General features: G+C 45.6%; 19 protein-coding genes. 4 read left to right on the forward strand and 15 right to left on the reverse strand.

Annotated features, from left to right (window positions below):
- Positions 1-117: 117 nt before the first annotated feature.
- The 10 genes from NZ043_RS05025 to NZ043_RS05070 all read right to left on the reverse strand — a co-directional run bounded on the left by NZ043_RS05025 (position 118) and on the right by NZ043_RS05070 (position 9,538).
- Entirely contained in the window at positions 118-519 is a 402-nt protein-coding gene (locus tag NZ043_RS05025; protein ID WP_339310856.1) for a MerR family transcriptional regulator, read from the reverse strand.
- A 26-nt stretch (positions 520-545) separates the two neighbouring features.
- Positions 546-2,042, reverse strand: coding sequence for a lipase (locus tag NZ043_RS05030; RefSeq protein WP_339310858.1), 1,497 nt, complete (start codon positions 2,040-2,042; stop codon positions 546-548).
- 81 nt (positions 2,043-2,123) lie between these two features.
- Positions 2,124-3,686 carry a glycoside hydrolase family 32 protein gene (locus NZ043_RS05035; protein WP_339310860.1) on the reverse strand — a complete coding sequence of 521 codons (1,563 nt, stop codon included), beginning with the start codon at positions 3,684-3,686 and terminating at the stop codon, positions 2,124-2,126.
- Positions 3,687-3,728: 42 nt separating this feature from the next.
- Positions 3,729-4,556 (reverse strand): carbohydrate ABC transporter permease, encoded by an 828-nt coding sequence (locus NZ043_RS05040; RefSeq protein ID WP_133387188.1) that lies wholly within the window; start codon positions 4,554-4,556, stop codon positions 3,729-3,731.
- Entirely contained in the window at positions 4,556-5,440 is an 885-nt protein-coding gene (locus NZ043_RS05045; protein WP_133387189.1) for a sugar ABC transporter permease, read from the reverse strand. The genes NZ043_RS05040 and NZ043_RS05045 overlap by 1 nt, the downstream gene beginning before the upstream one ends.
- Before the next feature lie 146 nt (positions 5,441-5,586).
- The gene (locus NZ043_RS05050; protein WP_339310863.1) at positions 5,587-6,915 is read right to left on the reverse strand and encodes an ABC transporter substrate-binding protein; all 1,329 of its coding nucleotides are present in this window, start codon (positions 6,913-6,915) and stop codon (positions 5,587-5,589) included.
- Positions 6,916-7,076: 161 nt separating this feature from the next.
- Positions 7,077-8,057, reverse strand: coding sequence for a LacI family DNA-binding transcriptional regulator (locus NZ043_RS05055; RefSeq protein ID WP_339310865.1), 981 nt, complete (start codon positions 8,055-8,057; stop codon positions 7,077-7,079).
- 91 nt (positions 8,058-8,148) lie between these two features.
- Positions 8,149-8,592, reverse strand: a complete 444-nt coding sequence (locus NZ043_RS05060; protein WP_339310867.1) for a FixH family protein — start codon at positions 8,590-8,592, stop codon at positions 8,149-8,151.
- Between the two features lie 19 nt (positions 8,593-8,611).
- Positions 8,612-9,061 (reverse strand): disulfide oxidoreductase, encoded by a 450-nt coding sequence (locus NZ043_RS05065; RefSeq protein WP_339310869.1) that lies wholly within the window; start codon positions 9,059-9,061, stop codon positions 8,612-8,614.
- A 126-nt stretch (positions 9,062-9,187) separates the two neighbouring features.
- On the reverse strand, positions 9,188-9,538 hold the full coding sequence (locus NZ043_RS05070; RefSeq protein WP_339310871.1) for a winged helix-turn-helix transcriptional regulator: 351 nt from the start codon (positions 9,536-9,538) through the stop codon (positions 9,188-9,190).
- A 125-nt stretch (positions 9,539-9,663) separates the two neighbouring features.
- On the opposite strand from NZ043_RS05070, the gene NZ043_RS05075 reads away from it, so the two are divergent.
- Entirely contained in the window at positions 9,664-10,296 is a 633-nt protein-coding gene (locus tag NZ043_RS05075) for a nitroreductase family protein (RefSeq protein WP_339310874.1), read from the forward strand.
- A gap of 62 nt (positions 10,297-10,358) precedes the next feature.
- On the opposite strand, the gene NZ043_RS05080 is transcribed toward NZ043_RS05075, so the two are convergent.
- Positions 10,359-11,987: a copper amine oxidase N-terminal domain-containing protein gene (locus NZ043_RS05080; RefSeq protein ID WP_339310876.1), complete on the reverse strand. Its 1,629-nt coding sequence runs from the start codon at positions 11,985-11,987 to the stop codon at positions 10,359-10,361.
- A gap of 331 nt (positions 11,988-12,318) precedes the next feature.
- Here NZ043_RS05080 and NZ043_RS05085 point away from each other — a divergent pair, with 331 nt between their 5' ends.
- The gene (locus tag NZ043_RS05085) at positions 12,319-12,525 is read left to right on the forward strand and encodes a hypothetical protein (RefSeq protein ID WP_339310878.1); all 207 of its coding nucleotides are present in this window, start codon (positions 12,319-12,321) and stop codon (positions 12,523-12,525) included.
- 2 nt (positions 12,526-12,527) lie between these two features.
- Here the strand turns inward: NZ043_RS05085 and NZ043_RS05090 are convergent, their stop codons facing one another.
- Positions 12,528-13,412 (reverse strand): phosphotransferase, encoded by an 885-nt coding sequence (locus NZ043_RS05090; RefSeq protein ID WP_339310880.1) that lies wholly within the window; start codon positions 13,410-13,412, stop codon positions 12,528-12,530.
- A 189-nt stretch (positions 13,413-13,601) separates the two neighbouring features.
- Between NZ043_RS05090 and NZ043_RS05095 the strand changes: the two genes are divergently transcribed.
- A complete protein-coding gene (locus tag NZ043_RS05095) occupies positions 13,602-14,711 on the forward strand; it encodes a stalk domain-containing protein (RefSeq protein WP_249913215.1) in 1,110 nt (369 codons plus the stop codon).
- 121 nt (positions 14,712-14,832) lie between these two features.
- On the opposite strand, the gene NZ043_RS05100 is transcribed toward NZ043_RS05095, so the two are convergent.
- From NZ043_RS05100 to NZ043_RS05110, 3 genes are all read right to left on the reverse strand, one after another.
- On the reverse strand, positions 14,833-15,489 hold the full coding sequence (locus NZ043_RS05100) for a hypothetical protein (RefSeq protein ID WP_339310884.1): 657 nt from the start codon (positions 15,487-15,489) through the stop codon (positions 14,833-14,835).
- A gap of 35 nt (positions 15,490-15,524) precedes the next feature.
- Positions 15,525-16,577, reverse strand: a complete 1,053-nt coding sequence (locus NZ043_RS05105; protein WP_339310886.1) for a hypothetical protein — start codon at positions 16,575-16,577, stop codon at positions 15,525-15,527.
- 90 nt (positions 16,578-16,667) lie between these two features.
- Complete coding sequence (locus NZ043_RS05110; protein ID WP_339310888.1) at positions 16,668-18,383, reverse strand: DUF6138 family protein; 1,716 nt, start codon at positions 18,381-18,383, stop codon at positions 16,668-16,670.
- A gap of 298 nt (positions 18,384-18,681) precedes the next feature.
- Here NZ043_RS05110 and NZ043_RS05115 point away from each other — a divergent pair, with 298 nt between their 5' ends.
- On the forward strand, positions 18,682-18,924 hold the full coding sequence (locus NZ043_RS05115; protein ID WP_339310890.1) for a hypothetical protein: 243 nt from the start codon (positions 18,682-18,684) through the stop codon (positions 18,922-18,924).
- Positions 18,925-18,989: the final 65 nt, after the last annotated feature.

Raw genomic sequence — 18,989 nt, forward strand, 5'->3', positions numbered from 1 at the left:
AAATCACGTTAACCATCATTATGTATTGGCAAACTACACTATGTATTCGTTTTAAATCTCCGATTCCCTGCTCAATATCCCACGCCTGTTTTCTCCTAAACAGGAAAAGAGCCGCGATTACGGCTCTTTCTTTTGCACCCTGAACGATTGAATATAATTGTCGATATCGTCCTCCGGTGTATGCAACAGTCGTGCCAGATGAATCTGCATCTGTTCCAGGTGATCAATATGATTCTGAATGTCAGCGATGCGTTCGCGAACAATGGTTTTTAACGTATCCTTTTCCATGTCTTCCTGGCTGAGCAGTTGCAGGGTCTCTTGTATGTCCTTTAAGGAGTAACCCAGCAACTGGGCATCCTTAATGAACTTAATTTTGACCAGATAATCCTCGGTATACACCCGATATCCGTTGGAGGAACGACGGGGAGCAGGCAGAATTCCACTATCTTCGTAATAACGGAGGGTTGCCATACTCACACCAGTACGCTTAGCCAACGTTCCTCTTGTCATGGTTTCCATGCCTACGCCTCCACCCTTCTGCGGATTTATTGTGTTTGTTCGTTGCGTATCTTGGTATATGTGGCATCATAGGTGGCCTCGGGAAATTGTGCTGAAGATCCTTGCAGCAATGGCTGCTCTTCCCCTTTCAGATAACGGTCAAAGAATGCCAGCGCATAGGATCTTGTTATATCCACATTATGTTCTGGCGTCATGCCTCTGGCAAATAGTTTCGGTGAGATTAATGAAATATCCGTAAAGCTCTGATGGAAGAAATTCTCCACCATCAGATAATAGGTATCATTAAGACTACTCGTCATTACTCGATCCAGATCAGGCTCAAACTCAGGGTAGAACACGTTATCTTTGGCTGAAGCATTCGGATCGAAGCTTTTAGCCGTTTCGCCAGACATGATATACATAAACGGCTGTTTCAGGGCTGTCGTGGATACCGATCCCCAGAATCCGCCTTCCAGACTGAGTCCTGCACGTAAACGTTCATCCTGTGCGAGTGCTTCGGCTGTTGTAGCCCCGCCATAAGAATGCCCCATCATGCCTGTATGATTCAGGTCAAGCCTGCCCTCCAGCACCTGATTGGGATCATTCAGGTTCCACTGTTCAAGCGTGTCGAGTACAAAACGTGCATCTGCTGCACGAATACCTACCCCCTCCACATTATATTGATACAGTTCTTCTGACGTTGCAAATTCAGGCCCGGCTTCATAAGACACTTTACGCCCATCGGGGAAGGTAACGCGAGCTGAGGTATAAGGATGATCCATACCTACAACAATATAGCCATGGCTGACCAGTTCCTCGACAGCAGTCATGCTCTGGAAACGGGCAGAACGGACACCGGGAGAGAACAGCACCACCGGATAAAAACGGCTTGCGTCTGACATGGCTGCGCCTTTAACCACATGTGTCGGAATGGTATCGAGGTAGCTGAACACCTTAGGCGGGATGCCAAATACCAGACTAATTGCTTCTCCGAGTTCAGACGGGTAAGACTCAGGAGATACTCCCTTCGCATCCTCCGGGTTTACCGGATACCACACGTTAATCATCAGTTCCCGTTTGTCCCCGCTTTCGGGAGAAAACGTCTCTTCACGGGTTTCATCCACCAATTGTTGCGAAAACGTACCGATAGCAAACTTCCCCGTAGGCTCAGGCATTGTAAAATCTGGAAAATACCAAGTGAGCAGTCCTGATCCGGCGCCAGAGACCAGAGCCAGCATCCCAACCAGCGTGAGTTGAAGCCACGAACGCCATTTCGATTTCTGCTTCTCTGCAAATTGCCCAGTGACTCTGTTACGATACCCTTTCACTAACTTAATGATTAATACGATGAAGATTATGCCTGCAACAAGATACGTTGGCAGCAGCATCACGCGAAACGAATCCAGTATGCCGTGAAGTGCCACTGCCAATATCATGGCAGCAAACATGCCTGCCACGAGCTTCCGACGCTTCGAATACATGGGTATACACACCGCTGCGGCAATCGTTACAAGTACCAATATCCATTCCATTAATTTCATCATTCAGCCTCCAATATTCCTTGATGAATCAAGAATAAACCTTGAAGTATACTTCAAGGTCAAGGCTGTATTATAGAAAACATTTTATCGAGGAATTCGTATATCCCATTTGCAAAGTTCGGTCAACGTACACGTTCCGGACGAGAAAGCCTTAATACCTGTTGAGTTCGGCCCAGGATATATTCGCCCTGTCATTACCTGCTCTCCCTGCTGAATGAACACCTCAACGGAGCTGACATCCATAAAAATATGAAGTTCCAGTTTCCCTTCAAGCAGTTCCACTGTCGCAGCTCGTTCTCCGCCCGGCCCTTGTCCGGCCTGCTCGCGATTTAAACATAAACGACGCTGCTCTACATCATAAGAAATCACGGTTTCTTCATCCTCACCCGTGCGCAGCTTCAACCCGAAGTGTCGTGCCTGTTCCGCTTCAAATACAGCATACAGTTCATAACGGTCTCCGCTGATTCCAAGATCAAAATCATGTTCATCACCATTTAAATGTATACCATACTGCTCGTTTCCTTCCGACCTGTACTGTATAAGTTCGGGAAGCGGCTGGAATATCAATCGTTGTCCCCTGCGAATTAGTTGTCTCGGCAACGTCATCGCTCCAGCCCAGGCATGAGACTGTTGTGTCGGGATTTCCGTTTCCCACGTATCCATCCAGGCCACCATGATTCGTCGTCCCTGTGCATCCTCCATCGTCTGGGGCGCGTAAAAGTCGAAGCCACAATCCAGCGGAACGTACTGCTCGTACTTCAGCACACCTTGGTCTTCATCCAGCGTTCCCATCATATAAACGGTCGAATGCAAGTTGCGATAGTTATCTCCCTGAGCAGGCATGCGCTGCGGAGACATGATCAGCACATCTCGGCCATCCAGTGTGAACAGATCGGGACATTCCCAATTGTCACCAAGCGTCCCGTCACTCTGGGCCATAATGTTAACATAACTCCAATCCAGCAAGTCCGTTGAACGGTATAACAGAATGACACCTTTGCCCGCAGCATCATTCGAGCCAAGGACGCAATAGTACACACCGTTTCGTTCAAACACTTTTGGATCACGGAAGTCCTTGGGACTGGTATGCGCTGGGATTTGATCCAGCCGAATAACCGGATTCATCGCGCTTTTGACAAAATCAATTCCATTGTCCGAGACAGCGATATTCTGTGTCTGCAAGTAATCGTTATCCTTGTCGGGTCCAGTCACGACATGCCCCGTGTACATCAGCACCAACTTGCCATCCTGCACGATTGCACTTCCGGAGAAACAACCTCCACTGTCGTAGCTCTGATCAGGTGCAAGGGCAACAGGCAGATAAGACCACGTAACCAAATCACGGCTCACCGCATGGCCCCAGTGCATCGGCCCCCATACCGGTTCGTAGGGATAATGCTGATAGAACATATGATACATCCCACCGAAGTATATGAAGCCGTTGGGGTCATTCATCCAGCCCACCTCTGGCATCAAATGATAGGCCATTCGATAGGTTGGATCAACCTGATGTCGATGCTCCTTGATATATGCGTTGGCCCGGGCGAGTGTATAACTCTCCTTCGTTTGAGCCGAAGAACTCGTCAGTCCAAGGTCTGTCTCTTGCCTTGTATCTATTTCCTGTTTCTCGTATCGTTCCTGATTCATATGTCCTTCACTCCTGTCTCTCTCTATATCACCCAACTAAACTTATTTGATAGCCCCTTGCATGACCCCCTGAATAATGTACTTCTGCGCAAACAGATAAACGATCAGTACAGGCAGCAGGGTCAACACCAGACCAGCCATCAATGGGCCGTAATCCACGGTATATGTCCCATAAAAATAAAACGTGGACAGCGGCAGCGTACGCTGCTCGGATGAAGTCAGCACCAGGGAAGGCAGCAGAAAATCATTCCATATCCACAATACATTCAGCACGCTAATGGTTACGGTTGTTGGCAGTAACACCGGCAGTACGATGCGAAAAAAGGTTTGCACTCTGCCACAGCCATCCATTAGAGCCGCTTCTTCAAGCTCCAGGGGAATACTTTTGATAAAGCCATGGTAGATAAATACGGCAAGCGGACTGCCAAAGCCAATATACATGTAGATCAGCGACCACTTGTTATCCAGCAGGCTGAGCGAGCCGTATATTTTAACCAGCGGAATCATAATGGCCTGAAACGGAATAATCATCGCAGCTACCATCAGGAAAAAGAGATACTGATTCACCTTGCTTTTGTGACGAACAAAGTAATGGGCTGTCATCGCCGCAAAAAGAGCAATCAGTAATACACCTGCAACTGTAATGAGCAACGAATTGCTGAAGGCGGATACATATCCCATTTTGTCAAACGCATTGACGTAATTATCAAATTGAAAGGAGCTTGGCAAGCCCAGCGGATCGGAGGTAATTGCCTGGTTAGCCTTGAACGAATTGACGATCAGAAGTACAAAAGGAAATACAAACAAAATCATCACAACGATTAATGCAATAAACTTCATCCAGTTGAGAATGCGTGATTGTCCAGCCATCATGCCTCGACCTCCAGTTTTTTGCTGAAATAGACCTGGAGCAATGTAATGGCGGCTACAAGGATAAACAGAACAAAGGCTTCTGCCTGACCCAATCCGTAGTCACGAGCAAGAAATGCCTGCTCATAAACATGCATGGATACCATCTCTGTGCTCTTGAAGGGCCCGCCACTGGTCAGGGAGACGTTCAGATCATACACCATGAATCCCCGTTGCAGTGACAAAAAGATGCATACAATAAACGAAGGAACCATCAGTGGCAATACAATGCGCGCCAACATTTTGCGACTACTTGCCCCATCAATGCTGGCTGCCTCCATAACATCCTTCGGCACATTCATCAGTCCTGCAATGTAGATAACCATCATATAGCCGGCATATTGCCAAACGGTCACCACAATGAGTGCCCAGAATGCTTTATCCGGGTCAGCCAGCCAGGAGGTGGAAAACAGAGTAAGGTTCATTTTTTGTCCTGTAAAAACGAGTACCTGATTAAAAATAAACTGCCAGATGAAACCAAGCACGATTCCGCCCACCAGATTCGGCAGGAAAAATCCGGCCCGAAACCAGCCCTGTGCCTTCATTCCCCGAGTTACAGCGTAAGCGAGCAGGAAGGCAACCGCATTGGTCAGCACAACGGTAATAAATACGTACTCCAGCGTCATCCCGAATGATTTCCAGAACACGGTGTCCTTGAACACACTGATATAATTATCCCAGCCAACAAAGCTTTGATCGATGGCAATGCCATCCCAGTTCGTAAACGTCAAATAAATACCATACAAAAATGGAATAATCATCACTGTAGCAAACGCAAATAATGTCGGGCCAGTAAAGATCAGGCGGGTGCGCAGACGTGTCCATAATCCTTTTTCGGTCAGCATTGTCAACCTCCACTCTATCCAAATGATTAGCCTAACGGTTATGCCGGAAACAAGTTGAACAGACCTCATGTGGAAGCTGTACATTCATCATCTCCGGCTACCGCAAGTCTCTCTCTATGTGCTGCGCAGGGCTAAGATTAATTCCTTTATTTCACGTTGCTCCAGTATGCCTGAATTTCGCTGGCAAGCCCGGCACGGTCAATGACGTCAGCCAAGTATTTCTGCATGGATGCACCCAGTTTGGACCAGTGATCCGCAGGAAGTGTGCTCATTGATTCCTCGATTTTGCCTGCCTTGATGTATTCACTAATGGATTTGCCAAGCGGATCGGTTGGCTCCAGTGTAATGTTGCTGAATGCCGGAATAATACTGGCTTGATTCACCAGGAAATCCTGACCTTTTTCGTTATAAACAATCCAATCCAAAAATTTCTTCGCCGCTTCCTGCTGCGCTGGTGTGCTCTTTTCCTTATCCAGCAATATTCGTTTGGATACAGCAGCAGAGATTTGCGTATTACCGAAATCATCCGGATTATTGCTCACAGGTACTGGGAGGAAGCCATAATTTCCATCTGCTGTATCAAAGCTTGAAATTTGTGGCCATGCCCAGTTGCCCTGGAACCAGATGCCAACCTCACCCTTGCCAAGCACCTCAGGTCCACGCTCATAAGTTCCGGACAATGGAGAAGCCTTGTCAATATTGTAGGTTTTCATCAGATCAAATGTATCTAACAAGCCATTAAACACGGCGTTGGAAGCAAGGTCCACTTGACCAGCCTTCAGATCAGTAATGAATTGATCCACCTTCGCACGGTCCGCCGACTGCCCACCATATGCAAGCCCCAGATAATGCGCACCAAGCGACCAATCCATCGGAGATACAATCAAAGGTGATTTTCCAGTAGCAGCAATCTTTTGGAACAGCTCATCAAGCTGTGCGGTGGTCTGTACAGACTTTGGATCGAATGTCCCACCTACTGCCTGATCCAATACATTCTGGTTATAGATGAATCCATATCCTTCAATAGAGAACGGGAAGGCATAATTTTTGCCATCAAACGTTGTAGCCGCTGTGCTGTTCTCCACAGCATCCTTCATCCAAGACTCGGATGTGAGATCCAGAACACGATCCTTGAATTTCTCGACATCCCCTGTGTCCAGCATCATCATCGTTGTAGGGCTGCCGGAGGCATACAAAGCAGACGCTTTTTCAAACGGAGACTGTCCACTGCCTACAGGTACAATTTCGAGTGTGATATTTGGATTTTCGGCATGGAAGTCTTTAGCCGCTTGCTCAAGCTGATTGTTAATTTCCGATTTGGAATTGAGCATCGTGATTTTGACACTCTCACTGCTGCTCCCCTCCGAGGAGGAGTTGGACTCCGTCGCTGCTTTACTTCCACATGCCGACAATACAAGCATCATAATCAAAGACAATACCGATAATTTCATCATCCATCTCTGTTCTCTTTTCATCTTGTTATGGCCCCCGATCAATAGTTTAAAAGGAAACGCTTACAAGTCGAATTATAATGTCAAAGGTTTGACATGTCAATCGTTTGACATACCATTTCAAAAAAAATATCGCGCCTTGATTTTTTCGTGGCAAAAGGACGAATAGGAAAAAACGACCTGTATCAGGTCGTCTCTCTCTCCACGATGGTAACCGGCAAAATATGCTCCATTCCGATCTTCTCTTCCGCGAGCTGGCGCCGAATCAGATCAATCGCCAGCTTAGCCATGTCCTCCACCGGCTGCCTGATCGTTGTTATGCCAGGCACCGTATACGCTGCCGCACGACTGTCATCATAACCAACAATAGCGATATCGTCGGGTACCTTGCGCCCACCTAACACGATCTGCTTCAGCGCATGCACCGCCATCAGGTCACTCGTTACAAAGAGCCCATCCACCTCCGGGTGTTGTGCAAGCAGCTTATCCACCAATTCCGTATACTGATGCTGATCAAATACATTCAGATCGGTTTCATGAATCATGACCGGCTTGACTCCATGAGCCTGCAATGTATCAACGAAACCTGTCGTCCGGCGATTGGACAGCATTTGCAATTCCAAATTACCGCAGATATGTGCCAGATTCCGTCTGTTCTTCGAGAGCAGCAATTCAGCAGCCATAACCCCTCCCTGATAGTTATCAGATGAGATAAACGGGATATCTTCACCGATCTTACGATCAAAGGTCACGATTGGGGAATGCAGATTCATATACTCATCAACTTCCAGTGTATGACTTCCCATAATAATGCCATCCACGCGATTACCCTTGAGCATTTCCACATATTCACGCTCTTTGGAAGGGTCCATGTGGGAATTGCATAACATAATTTTAAATCCATTCTGGTATGCATGGTACTCAACATAGTTAGCCAGTTCTCCAAAAAACGGATGGGATACGTCGGGAATAATCAAGCCTATAACATTGGATTGTTTACGCAGAAGAGAACGGGCAATTTCGTTGGGTCGATAGTTCAGTTCGTCCATGGTTTGATACACTTTATCCCGAGTCTTCTGACTGATATATCCCCGGTTGTTTAATACACGCGAGACGGTAGTTACAGAAACTCCTGCCCTGAGTGCAACATCATGAATAGTTGCCATAACAGCCTCTTTTCCTACAACATTCTTCATACAGATATTATTATAAACCTATTGCTAACCCTGAACCAAACCTCGGTATCCGCCCGCTGCTTCATTCCGCTACAACTCTTGCTCTGGGCATGCTATGCATAGCTCCGTGCGTAACATGGACCTGTACCACATACGTGCCTGATTCTTCAAAGGTATGCTGGATTTCATACAGCCCTTCCTCTGTCTCATTGGCAGTAATAGCCCCCTGATTCTCCAGTTCGTCCGCTGTCATCATACCTTGTTCCGGAGATACAGAAGGCGGATCATCAAGCTCATTCCAGACCTGAAATTGCACATGGTCGGCATGGCTTAACGGTGCATCTCCCTGTGTAAGCTTCACCTGCAACTGTATTGGTTTATGAAGAGAAGCCTTCTCTGGAACGACAAGTTTCACTTTGATCATCTCTGGCATCTCGCCCGATTGTGACTGTTCCTCATAAGAGCATCCCACTGTCAGGAGGACCAGAACTATGAAGGGCATGAACCAACGAGCTTGTCCGCTCATCACCATCTGTCCTTTCTTATCAAGAAGATTTTGGTGTTTTGCCGATACCCCACAGCATCACGATGATGATAATAAAAGCAATCAGTGCCAGGAGTGGAATGGTGATGAAACCAAACCAGTTCAAATAGTCGGTATAACATGGAACCTTGCCACACGCTACGGCATTACCTGTAGCCGAAAAAATACGCTGGATCGTTACATGATATAACGAAATACCACCACCGACAAAACTAAGTGGGAGTACGTATTTGTTGATGCCCACGTCATCCTTAAAGTAGGCAATGCCCAGCAAGATGGTTAGTGGATACATGAATATGCGCTGGTACCAGCACAGATCACATGGAATATATCCCTTGATCTCACTAAAGTAGAGACTCCCCCCTGTTGCAATAACAGAAACGGCCCAAGCAACAAATAACCGGGTATCCACATTTCTCGCTGGACGCTCCGATTTTGATGATGTACTCATTCCTCTGTCCCCCTTTTCATTTTGCTTATACCAAATTATCATACCTCATTCTAGACTCCATCGGCTATTCCAGCTGTTATGTAGGTCATTACCCGATGATTATACCAAATATTTGAACTTTTGGGTTCATTCATGGTCACATTGAATATGTTCATCCTGATCCATACCTTTGGTCCTTGCGTACGTATTGCCCCAGTCGCACATCGTGTTCAAGACGGGAACGAAGGATCGTCCGAGATCAGTTAAACTATATTCTACTTTTGGCGGGACTTCCTTGAATATTTCCCTATGAACGAGGCCATCACTCTCCAACTGTTTCAATTGGTCGGTTAAGACCTTTTGTGTAATTCCAGGTATCAATTCATAGAACTCCTTAGTTCGAACCGATTGTTGACTCAGAAAAAAAAGGATAAGACACTTCCATTTCCCGCCAGCGATATCCATGAAAATATTTATTCCGGTATTATATTTAACCAATGTGCCGTCCCTCCCCAATAGATACTTTAAAGTGGCTATCCCACCTTTTTGTGCGTTATTTTCTCATTTGCTAATGCCTACTATAATTCAAGGGAGTCATAAATAACAACGATGGAGATGATCCCATGAGTGTACAATCCGTTTTGGAACAAAGGCGTTCCGTTCGACATTTTGATTCAAATTATACGATACAGCCAGAGACTTTGACTTCACTCATTGCTTCTGCAAGCAAGTCACCCAATGGGAATAATATTCAAGCGACCCGGTATCTTATTATTGATGACCCTGATTTAAGGAGCGCATTACTACCTATAGCTTACAATCAACAACAGGTGATGGATGCTTCCGCTTTGATCGTCATGTTAGGGGATTATCGAGCATTTGAAGCGGATAATATTATCAACATTCACGAAGAAGGCTTTCAATCGGGCTATTTTGATGCATCACTCAGAGATTATCTGGCGAATGCGGCAATACAATACTATGCAAATAAATCGGATGAAGAGCTGACGTTGGAGTTAACCCGAGATGTAAGCCTAGCATCCATGTCATTCATTCTGCTCGCCAATGAGGCTGGTTTCGAAACCATCACGATGTCAGGTTATGATTCCGCTCAATTAAAAGCCAGCTTGAATATTTCTGATAGATACTTGGATGTCATGCTGATCGCTCTTGGTAAAGGTACGAAAAATGGACATCAAACGGTACGTCACCCCGTTCATCAAATTATGTATCGAAACACAATGACCCACTTATGATGAACAAAAAGAGCTGCCGTATGGGGCAGCTCTTTTTGGTTTAATCTTATTTCACTTTACTATTACATGGATTTCGTCAGTGTAATGGAACCATCTTTTTGTGCCCATTTCACGTCCCAGTTCAGAAGTTCAGCAATGAAACGCAGGGGTACTTGCGTACGTCCATCTTTGTTTACAAATACAGTTGCACCCACGTTTTTCTTCACGCCATTCACTTCCATAACGTTGTTGTTCACCCAGAATTCAAGGGTATCATCGCCAGCCATTACCGTTACTTGTTGTGCTTTTTTGTCCCATTTCACCGTTGCACCAATACCTTCACTCAAGAAACGCAGTGGAATGTATGTGGTGTTTTTCCAAAGCACTGGTGTGGTGTCCATGTTGGTTGTTTTGTCGTTAATTTTCAGCATTTTGCTGTTCAGTTGCATCCACACCGTTGTCATTTCTGGCGCTGGTGCAGGTGTTGCTGGCTCTTGGAATTTGTCGTTGAATTGAGTCACAATTGCGTTACCCAGGGCTTGACCTACACCAAACATCACTTTGAAGCCTTCACGATTTGTTGTGTAAGAAGCATCATAGTTCCCTGCTGCATATTGATTCAATACGTTTTGCACTTGATTTTCATGCGTTGTCAGTGCTTGTTGTCCTGCTGCTTTTGGCAGATTGCCAGCTGTTGCCGAATCCAGGAATGTAGCGAATTCTGTTGTAAATCCATCAATACGTTTCTCTACTGCTGCACGAGCCGCAGCATCGTTGTTTTTAACCGCTTTTACATAATCGCTTTGCGCATTAACGTGATTGGTTACCCAAATTTTCTCGAAAGCATTGGCACCATCGTTACCGTAAACGGAAGCAATGGCTGCTTTGAAGTCAGCTGTGTTTCCAGCTTCAGCTGTAATCAGTGCGTTGGAAGCGGCTGTACGTCCATCAAATTCCTCTTGCATTTGCAGTGCCGAAAGCGCAAAGTGTTCGGAAGCCAAGTGGTTGAGTGCAGATCTCAGATCGGCTGCTTTTGTATCCGCTTTGGTATTTTCGAATTTCTCAGGCATTTGTGTAGTAATGGCTGTGGAGAGTGCCTTACTTACGTCGAACATTTCTTTGAAACCTTCACGGTAAGCCTTGTATGCATCAGCGTAATCTCCAGCTACATACTCATCGAATACTTTTTGCACGAGATCTTCATGTACTTGCAGCGCCTGTTTGGCTGCTGCTTTTGGCAACTTGCCTTCGGTAGCTGTGCTCAGGAATGTGGAGAACTCATCCACAAAACCGTTGATGTTTGCTTGTGCTTGTTTGATTCCAGCCTGGTTGCCCATTTTGGTTGCTTTCACCAGATCATCTGTGTATTTGTTATGAGCACGGAAGATGCGTTCGAATTCTTTGGCACCTGCCTCCCCGTATAGGGAAGCGATGGCTGGTTGCATATCCAGTGCATTCTGGTCGAGTGCTTTGTAAGCTGCATCTGCATCTTTTGCTCCGTCATATGCTTTTGCCATTGCTGTTACTGCGAGTGCAAAGTGCTCGGACAGCAGGTGGTCCAGGTTCGCTCTCAGGTCAGCCGCAGGTGTGTTCACGGATGCTTTCATCATTGTCATTGGTGTCTGTGGTGCGGAAGCTGCTCCAGCGATCCCCGGCATCAACAGTGTCAAGCTAAGTACAGGTGCGATAAACTTCTTCATTTTCATTTTCATTACGTGTTCACTCCTCGATTATGTTTTGTGTATAATTTCTTTCCTCGTCGTTGTCTTCATAGGGTGTAACGCAGGGTTCTCTATTCTGGATCACTCTGTGGGCAAAAAAAAATCGCAACCTTCAGTGAAGAAAGCTGCGAGTGCCTGTTGTATCAAGGTTTTTTAATATTAAAAAATAATAAAATTATAGTGATCTTTCCGATCCAAGACTACATACATACTGTAAGACAAATACTTCATTTCCCTTATTTTCTCAAATGAATCTTACATCAAAGGTTAACTTGAAGTACAATAAAGACATTATCATATTATTCGCGAAGGAGGTCCATTCATGACCTGGTTGCCTTATGTTTTAATTGTGGGAATCGCCTTATTTGGAGGTATTGCTACCATGATCATCGGAAATTCCAAAGCCAATCAGACCAGCAACCCCGAATATGACCGCCGCACAAAGCAAAACCTCCGTAAACTTTCCTATGTATACGTTGGTGCGATTGTCCTTGGTTTTGGCGGACTAATCCTCTATCTTTTTAACTGAAATTATTCGATTCGGCAAAGAATACGTTCAAACACGCCAAGCAGCTTCATGTTTCGTTTTACATATCCAATGGTTGAGGGGCCGCCTCCCCTCTCCCTGATTACCGCCAAAAATCCGCGTAACATCCATACTTGTAACTGTTCGTAAAGCTGCCTCCTGTTAAAATCAGCATTCTCCTGCACATAACCATCTTCAAAGTCAGCCATAATCTTTCCAAGTTCTTGGCTATGTGTTAATGAGGGAATTGTAGAAGCCAGTACAGCTGCCAGATCGAAATGATGATCGTCCATTCTTACTTCACCGAAATCAATAATGTAGATGGACTCTTCTGTAAACAACAAATTCCACATGCCCAGATCCCCATGAATGACTGAATGGTTCGTCTTGCGAAATTTCAGACACTCCTCTGTAAGCTGCGCTAACATACGAATTTGTTCAGATGAAGAGGCTAACACTACATTAGAAACCTCACGCCATAATTGAGATAACTCGAAACGATCTTCCATACCAGCAACCTTAAGATGATTCGTCATACGATGAAAAAGACCGATCACCTGACCTAACCGAACAAAGTCAATGTTGCTTTGGGAACGGGGAAGCAAATCCTCTATGTAGATCTGCAAATTATAAATCTCATTATTATATGTAATATACGGAATCTCGTATTTTGTCTGTACCATGGATGGTGAAATGTTTACGGATGCCAATGCCTGAACCATTTCATACTCAATCCACGCCTGTTGTTCGTTCCTCAATTTACGTAAAACGAACTTACCTTGTGTAGACTCGATTAACATCGCTTTAGAACTATTACCGTGTTCTATGGCACTAAATCCTACAATGTTCCCAATATCATAATGAACAGCCACGTAATCAAAAATTGTCATGCCTTCACCTCGATTCCTGATCCTAAGCAATCTATTCAACAGACAGATGCTAGTCTCCTGTCTATATACACATGTTTACAAGTTGGAGATAATTCAGAATTATTCTGGATATGTTCGGGGTTTAATATAAAGCCATAAGGGACAGCGAGCCCATTAAACAAACCAAACCCCAACTTGAAGGAGAGATATATGATGAAAAAAAACATGAAGAAATCCGTAGCAACGATGATGGTACTGGGCATGACATTAACTGGAGCAACGGGCGTATTCGCCGGAACGCAGCTGGAGAAAATCTCCGCATATCTTAACCATGGAATCAGCTTTAATGTTGATGGCGCGGCTTACTCACCAACGGATGGCAATGGCAACAAACTTGCGCCAATTACCTATAACAACTCCACTTATCTGCCTGTACGTGCGCTTGCCGATGCACTGCATGTACCAGTATCCTATGACGGCAAAAAAGGACAGGTCATTATCGGCCAAGCTACGAGCAATCCATCAGCTCTGACAAATGTAACGTATAGTGCAGCACAAAAAGAGGCCATTCAAAAGGCTTTTGCACAATTCGATGGGTTCGAGACCGCTTATGCCCCTCAGCAGATGATCGCGGGTGACACGTTCAAAAGTGTAGGTGCGGGTGGCGATGGTGTTAGCTTTATTTTTAGCCATATGAAAGTGGATGTATCTCCAAGAGATTATTCGGACGGTTATACAAGCAAAGACGTGAAACTGTCCAATGGTGTTGTCGCCAAATGGTATACACCAGATCAAACGGGCATGCTCACGTTCCAACTGGATGATCGCTACGTTACCCTAAGCTCACCGGATCATAAGCTGAGCCAAGCTCAGTTGCAACAAGTCGCTGTCTCTGTTCAGAAGGCAACTGGCAACAACGATCAAGGGATCACTGCATTTGCAGATGTGAATTATAGCAAACAACAATTGGATAACATTCGTAAGGCATTTGCGAAGTTTGACGGTTTCACCACAGCCTATGCTCCACAACATATGGTTGCTGGAGATACGTTCAAAAGCGTAGGTGCAGGCGGTGATGGTGTAAACTTTGTTTTCAATCGTATGAATGTCACGGTATCCCCTAAAGACTACTCTTTCAGCTATGATGGCAAAACGGTAAAACTGCCTAGTGGCGTATCAGCCAAATGGTACACACCAGACCAAACGGATATGCTCACGTTCAAGCTGGATGATCGTTATGTAACACTCAGCTCGCCAAATAACCAATTGACTCACACCCAACTGGAGCAAATGGCGGTCTCCGTACAAAAAGTGAAATAAACAAAAATAAACACACATCATTTCGGTCCCCTCTATGAGCTGGGGCTGATTTGATGTGTGTTTTGTATGCTCAAACTCTGCTGCAAAGACCTCTTCCTGTTCGTCTGTCCCTATCCTGCAATTAACTCTCTGACTTATTCATGACCTGGCGAAGCCAGTAATACCGATGCAAGTCCATGATAAAATGAAACACGACAAAAGCCAACATAATGTACACACACATTAGCACAACAGCCACAGTCTGCTGTGTAACAAAGGCCAGTGAAATATTGGCCAGAAGATATGCTCCGCCCGTAATCATCGTTAATGTGGCAACAGGCATACCTGTGCTTTTATCTCTTTTTTTACGCTGAGGGGGCTGCTGCAGCTTACGCAAACGAAACTTCACGTATTGGAACAAAGCAAAACTATATACCACAAATGATCCAATGGCGTACCAAGGTGTCGACAGACCAAGTGTCCCGTAGGCAAACTTCTGTATAATCACCATAAATCCCACAGAACAAACGATGCCAAATACGCCTCGGAACAATACATAATTCAGTTGGAGTCTGCGTGGGGCAGCAATCAGGGCAATCGCCCATATATTCATAAAGGCTAGCGGTGGCACGAGAATATACGCATACAGCGATTGGAACGGGACACTGAACACGGGAATAAGCAGAAATACGTTAAGAAAAAACAGGACAAGTATGCCTGCACTCAGCCGAATACTATCTACCGCATAGATGACATAAGGTGAATCCTCATACGGATTTGAACGTTTATTGTTCGCCATTATAACTCTTCCTTGATAGATACGTTTCGTCATGACTAGAATGCCAGGTCAGCCAAACGAACAACCCTGCGATAGACCATCGCATCCATCAAATCCTCCCAATCGAGTTCACTGGCATTAACGTCTCGATAATAGACCGTAGCAGCAGGCAAGAAACCAACCAGCGGCCCTGTACCACCACATATCAGGCTACCGCCGTCTCCTCCTTTGGGCATTACGTCTCCACCCGAATCCAGTGTAAGCTCATATTTGTAGGGATCCCCAGCAAATTGCACCCCGAAGAAATTTGGCAGTTCCAGATCATAAGGACGATCATCCTTTTCTTCAACCTGCGAAGAGGCCGTCTCTGCCGATCCCTCCACAATCTCATCCATGTTTTCCAGACTTCCAAAGTGCTTCAATCTCATCGTATAGTCGAAGCTGTCACCCCAGGGAAATAACGTGCGACAACCGCCGCCATAGATATACTCCCATTCGTCTTCGGTCAGTAAACCAAAACCCGCCGCAGCTTCCTCCCTCACGACGTCTTCCAACTCGATTCCTTCGTTGAACCACAGGATTCGGACTCCATTCTCACTTTGGCGAATCAGACGAAATTGTTGATGCAATTCATATTCACGTATTTCCGATTGCTTAAATTGCTCCAGGGCTGACGGGAAATCAGGATTTTCCTGTGCAAATGCTTCCTCCTCGGACACTTCAATCCAGCCAAGCGAGATCAGTTCGCATTCCACGAGCATCGGCGCAATAGTAACTTCTCTCACAGGTGACATTTGACTCGCCAGAAACGAATCCACGTCCTCAACACCATACTCACTGACCGTTTCATGCAGGTCGGCTGATGTCTCTTCGTTCATACCATGCTGCCAACGATCCCAGCCGAGTGTTACTTGATCTCCAGGCACAAACACAAATCTCAGCCCATCCTCCCTAAATACACCTGTTTCCATCCGCTGACCGAATCGTTCAAATGTCTCGAGACCCTCATATACCATACCGTCTGGTAACTGACGAACAAGCTTACGCATCCAAGCCTCTTTGTCCTGAGCGTTCAACGCCTGCCACATGTCTCGTCTCAATGTTTCCATAACTCTCCCCACCTTTCCTTATACACTTTCACTTCTCTAAAATGCTTTACTGGCTCGCACAGCACAATCTTATTTGTCTTGTGTACATCTTCATTTCCCTGCGGCTTGCAACAGTTCCAGCAATAATTCCTTCCGTCTTCCCTCCGCTTTGCGAGCGAGCGTTGTGAGCTTCTCCACCTTGCCAAAGATCGGATAGAGTACACGTTCCGCTTCATAATGCTCAAGTTCTTGAATCTGCCTAACCAACAGTTCGAGTATCTCCTCATTCTCCAGCTCGGACTGAATCTTCAGCTTCAGACTGTCCGTCGAACGACGCAAACTGGTGATTAACGCAGGTATCGATTGAGTCGTTACACCCTGTTTTTCCACAAATGCCGCAATGAACTTATCCTGTATTAACTGATGCTCATCATCCACTTCACCCATGTAATATTCAACCAGCGGGAAATACCGCTCATCCACAAGCCCCAGCCCAAAAGTTGCATAACTGCCTGGCATACAGCTTTTCTCTCCCTCGGTATCCTCATAAAACTCGAACTCCTGGATAGCCTCACGCGCATACTCTTCCAGGAGTGGATGCAACTCCGGGTACTCCAGTGCATTGGCAAAGAATCGGTGGGTATCCGACTTCGCGAGTCCCTTGATCGGCAAATACTGCTTTACGCTGGACTTGAGCTTGATCTTATAACCTTTCGGAAAGCCCTTTTTCAATAAATGCGTGATAAAGGTAAGTGCCTGTTGATAGGCACCCGGCTCTTCCTTGCGAATGTGAATGGTCATCAGAGCAAATACATCATTTGCTTTGCATTCAACTTCTTCCGTTTTCACATGAATATCGTCCTTCGCATACGTTCCGCTACCTTCTGTCATCATGCTTGCTGCACGTTTGCTACCGAGTTGCTTCGCGAGTTCCAAGAAAGTCACACCTTTGGATTTGCTATAACTCGGCTCAAAACGCAGAATCATGACCGCCGCGTATAACAGCAGATCGATTGGTTGAGTCCCGGATGTTTGCGCCTTCTCATGCTCGTCCAAACGTTGGACTGCCTGTGTCTCAACGTTCGACTCCAGCGTTGCTCCTGGTTTTAGTGAGTATTCATTGGTACGATAAGGCGAAGACTGAACATCATAATACTGTGGCAAAAACTGATTCTCCGCCCATGCCGTCACTGCACGAGTGATCTCACCACGATGTTCCGCAAGTGCCTCCGGACGACCCTGATTCAACTCTTGAATCCGGTCATACTGCCTGATGGTCCATGCTACATCCAACTCCGGGAACAGCTTTGGATCGAGCAGATGACTCGTCAAAAAGAAGGATTCCAATGGCTTCGTTGGATATGTACCGTGTTCTAGCTTCTTGTCTACATAGGTATGAATACGCTCAAGGAGCAGATGTCTTTTCTCATCGTTTATCCATTCCAATAAAGTCAGTTGCAGCTTGCCTTCGGTTGTTGGAAATTTCCCGCGGAAGGTGAAGCGGTAGTCAATCAACGGAGTATCTGCCAGCTTGTCCAATCTTCCCTGAACAACCTCTACAAGCTTAGGCCCAATCTCGTTACGTACCTGTTCCTCGGTAAAGGCTCCTGCCTGCTTTGATTTCACATCATCATCCAAACCCAGATCCAGGCTGTCTACCGTGGTCCGTCCAGGTTTGTAATCCAGTACAATATCATTAAAAATACCCATTTGCAGCGTGGTTCGCTTCACAACACTTTCCAAATCATCCCGCTTTTCCTGTTCATCAAACCATTCATGGATCGTCGTGATCATCTCTTCCATCGCCTGGTTATAAAGTGTACTCATCTAATCTCCTGCCTCCCCATGCATCTTATGATATTCATCAACCACACTTGAACCTCTATGAATCCCGGATCAATCCGGGACATCTATGTTATAAATACGTATTGATGTTCGTATATTACCTATTATTTTACTCTCTCAAGTACAATCGGAACAATAAGGCTTACGCACGGTTGCTTGCTAGTAAGAGAGATCTACGGATTCCTTTTTTTTCATATCTATGTACGCTCTCGGCTTGCCCTCGCTATCATCATCCCGACGTTGTATAATCATTGTATTCCTTTTCAGGAGGTTCGAATAAATGAGCTACAGCAAATACTTCCCCTTGGAAAACTATTTGAATCAGGTTTCAATCACCCTTACATATGCAGAGCTTGAGGAAATTCTCGGATTTAAGTTACCCCCTACAGCGTATAATCGCGAACAATGGTGGGTGAATAATTCCATGAATCATACACAGGCATTATCTTGGTTAAATGCCGGATGGAAGGTTGAGAATGTAATTCTAGGAAAACAAGTAACTTTTGTGCGCTGCGAGCCATAATCGATCTATACGATATAGATTAATAGTTATAACTCCAGAGGCTCTACGACCATAAATGTTATTCG

The sequence above is a fragment of the Paenibacillus sp. FSL k6-2145 genome (genome assembly GCF_037976585.1).
Classification (GTDB): domain Bacteria; phylum Bacillota; class Bacilli; order Paenibacillales; family Paenibacillaceae; genus Paenibacillus.

Coding starts and splice junctions, on each gene's coding strand:
- NZ043_RS05025 (WP_339310856.1), bottom strand. CDS start 519: ATGGAAACCATGACAAGAGGAACGTTGGCTAAGCGTACTGGTGTGAGT.
- NZ043_RS05030 (WP_339310858.1), bottom strand. CDS start 2,042: ATGATGAAATTAATGGAATGGATATTGGTACTTGTAACGATTGCCGCA.
- NZ043_RS05035 (WP_339310860.1), bottom strand. CDS start 3,686: ATGAATCAGGAACGATACGAGAAACAGGAAATAGATACAAGGCAAGAG.
- NZ043_RS05040 (WP_133387188.1), bottom strand. CDS start 4,556: ATGGCTGGACAATCACGCATTCTCAACTGGATGAAGTTTATTGCATTA.
- NZ043_RS05045 (WP_133387189.1), bottom strand. CDS start 5,440: ATGCTGACCGAAAAAGGATTATGGACACGTCTGCGCACCCGCCTGATC.
- NZ043_RS05050 (WP_339310863.1), bottom strand. CDS start 6,915: ATGAAAAGAGAACAGAGATGGATGATGAAATTATCGGTATTGTCTTTG.
- NZ043_RS05055 (WP_339310865.1), bottom strand. CDS start 8,057: ATGGCAACTATTCATGATGTTGCACTCAGGGCAGGAGTTTCTGTAACT.
- NZ043_RS05060 (WP_339310867.1), bottom strand. CDS start 8,592: ATGAGCGGACAAGCTCGTTGGTTCATGCCCTTCATAGTTCTGGTCCTC.
- NZ043_RS05065 (WP_339310869.1), bottom strand. CDS start 9,061: ATGAGTACATCATCAAAATCGGAGCGTCCAGCGAGAAATGTGGATACC.
- NZ043_RS05075 (WP_339310874.1), top strand. CDS start 9,664: ATGAGTGTACAATCCGTTTTGGAACAAAGGCGTTCCGTTCGACATTTT.
- NZ043_RS05080 (WP_339310876.1), bottom strand. CDS start 11,987: ATGAAAATGAAAATGAAGAAGTTTATCGCACCTGTACTTAGCTTGACA.
- NZ043_RS05085 (WP_339310878.1), top strand. CDS start 12,319: ATGACCTGGTTGCCTTATGTTTTAATTGTGGGAATCGCCTTATTTGGA.
- NZ043_RS05090 (WP_339310880.1), bottom strand. CDS start 13,412: ATGACAATTTTTGATTACGTGGCTGTTCATTATGATATTGGGAACATT.
- NZ043_RS05095 (WP_249913215.1), top strand. CDS start 13,602: ATGATGAAAAAAAACATGAAGAAATCCGTAGCAACGATGATGGTACTG.
- NZ043_RS05100 (WP_339310884.1), bottom strand. CDS start 15,489: ATGGCGAACAATAAACGTTCAAATCCGTATGAGGATTCACCTTATGTC.
- NZ043_RS05105 (WP_339310886.1), bottom strand. CDS start 16,577: ATGGAAACATTGAGACGAGACATGTGGCAGGCGTTGAACGCTCAGGAC.
- NZ043_RS05110 (WP_339310888.1), bottom strand. CDS start 18,383: ATGAGTACACTTTATAACCAGGCGATGGAAGAGATGATCACGACGATC.
- NZ043_RS05115 (WP_339310890.1), top strand. CDS start 18,682: ATGAGCTACAGCAAATACTTCCCCTTGGAAAACTATTTGAATCAGGTT.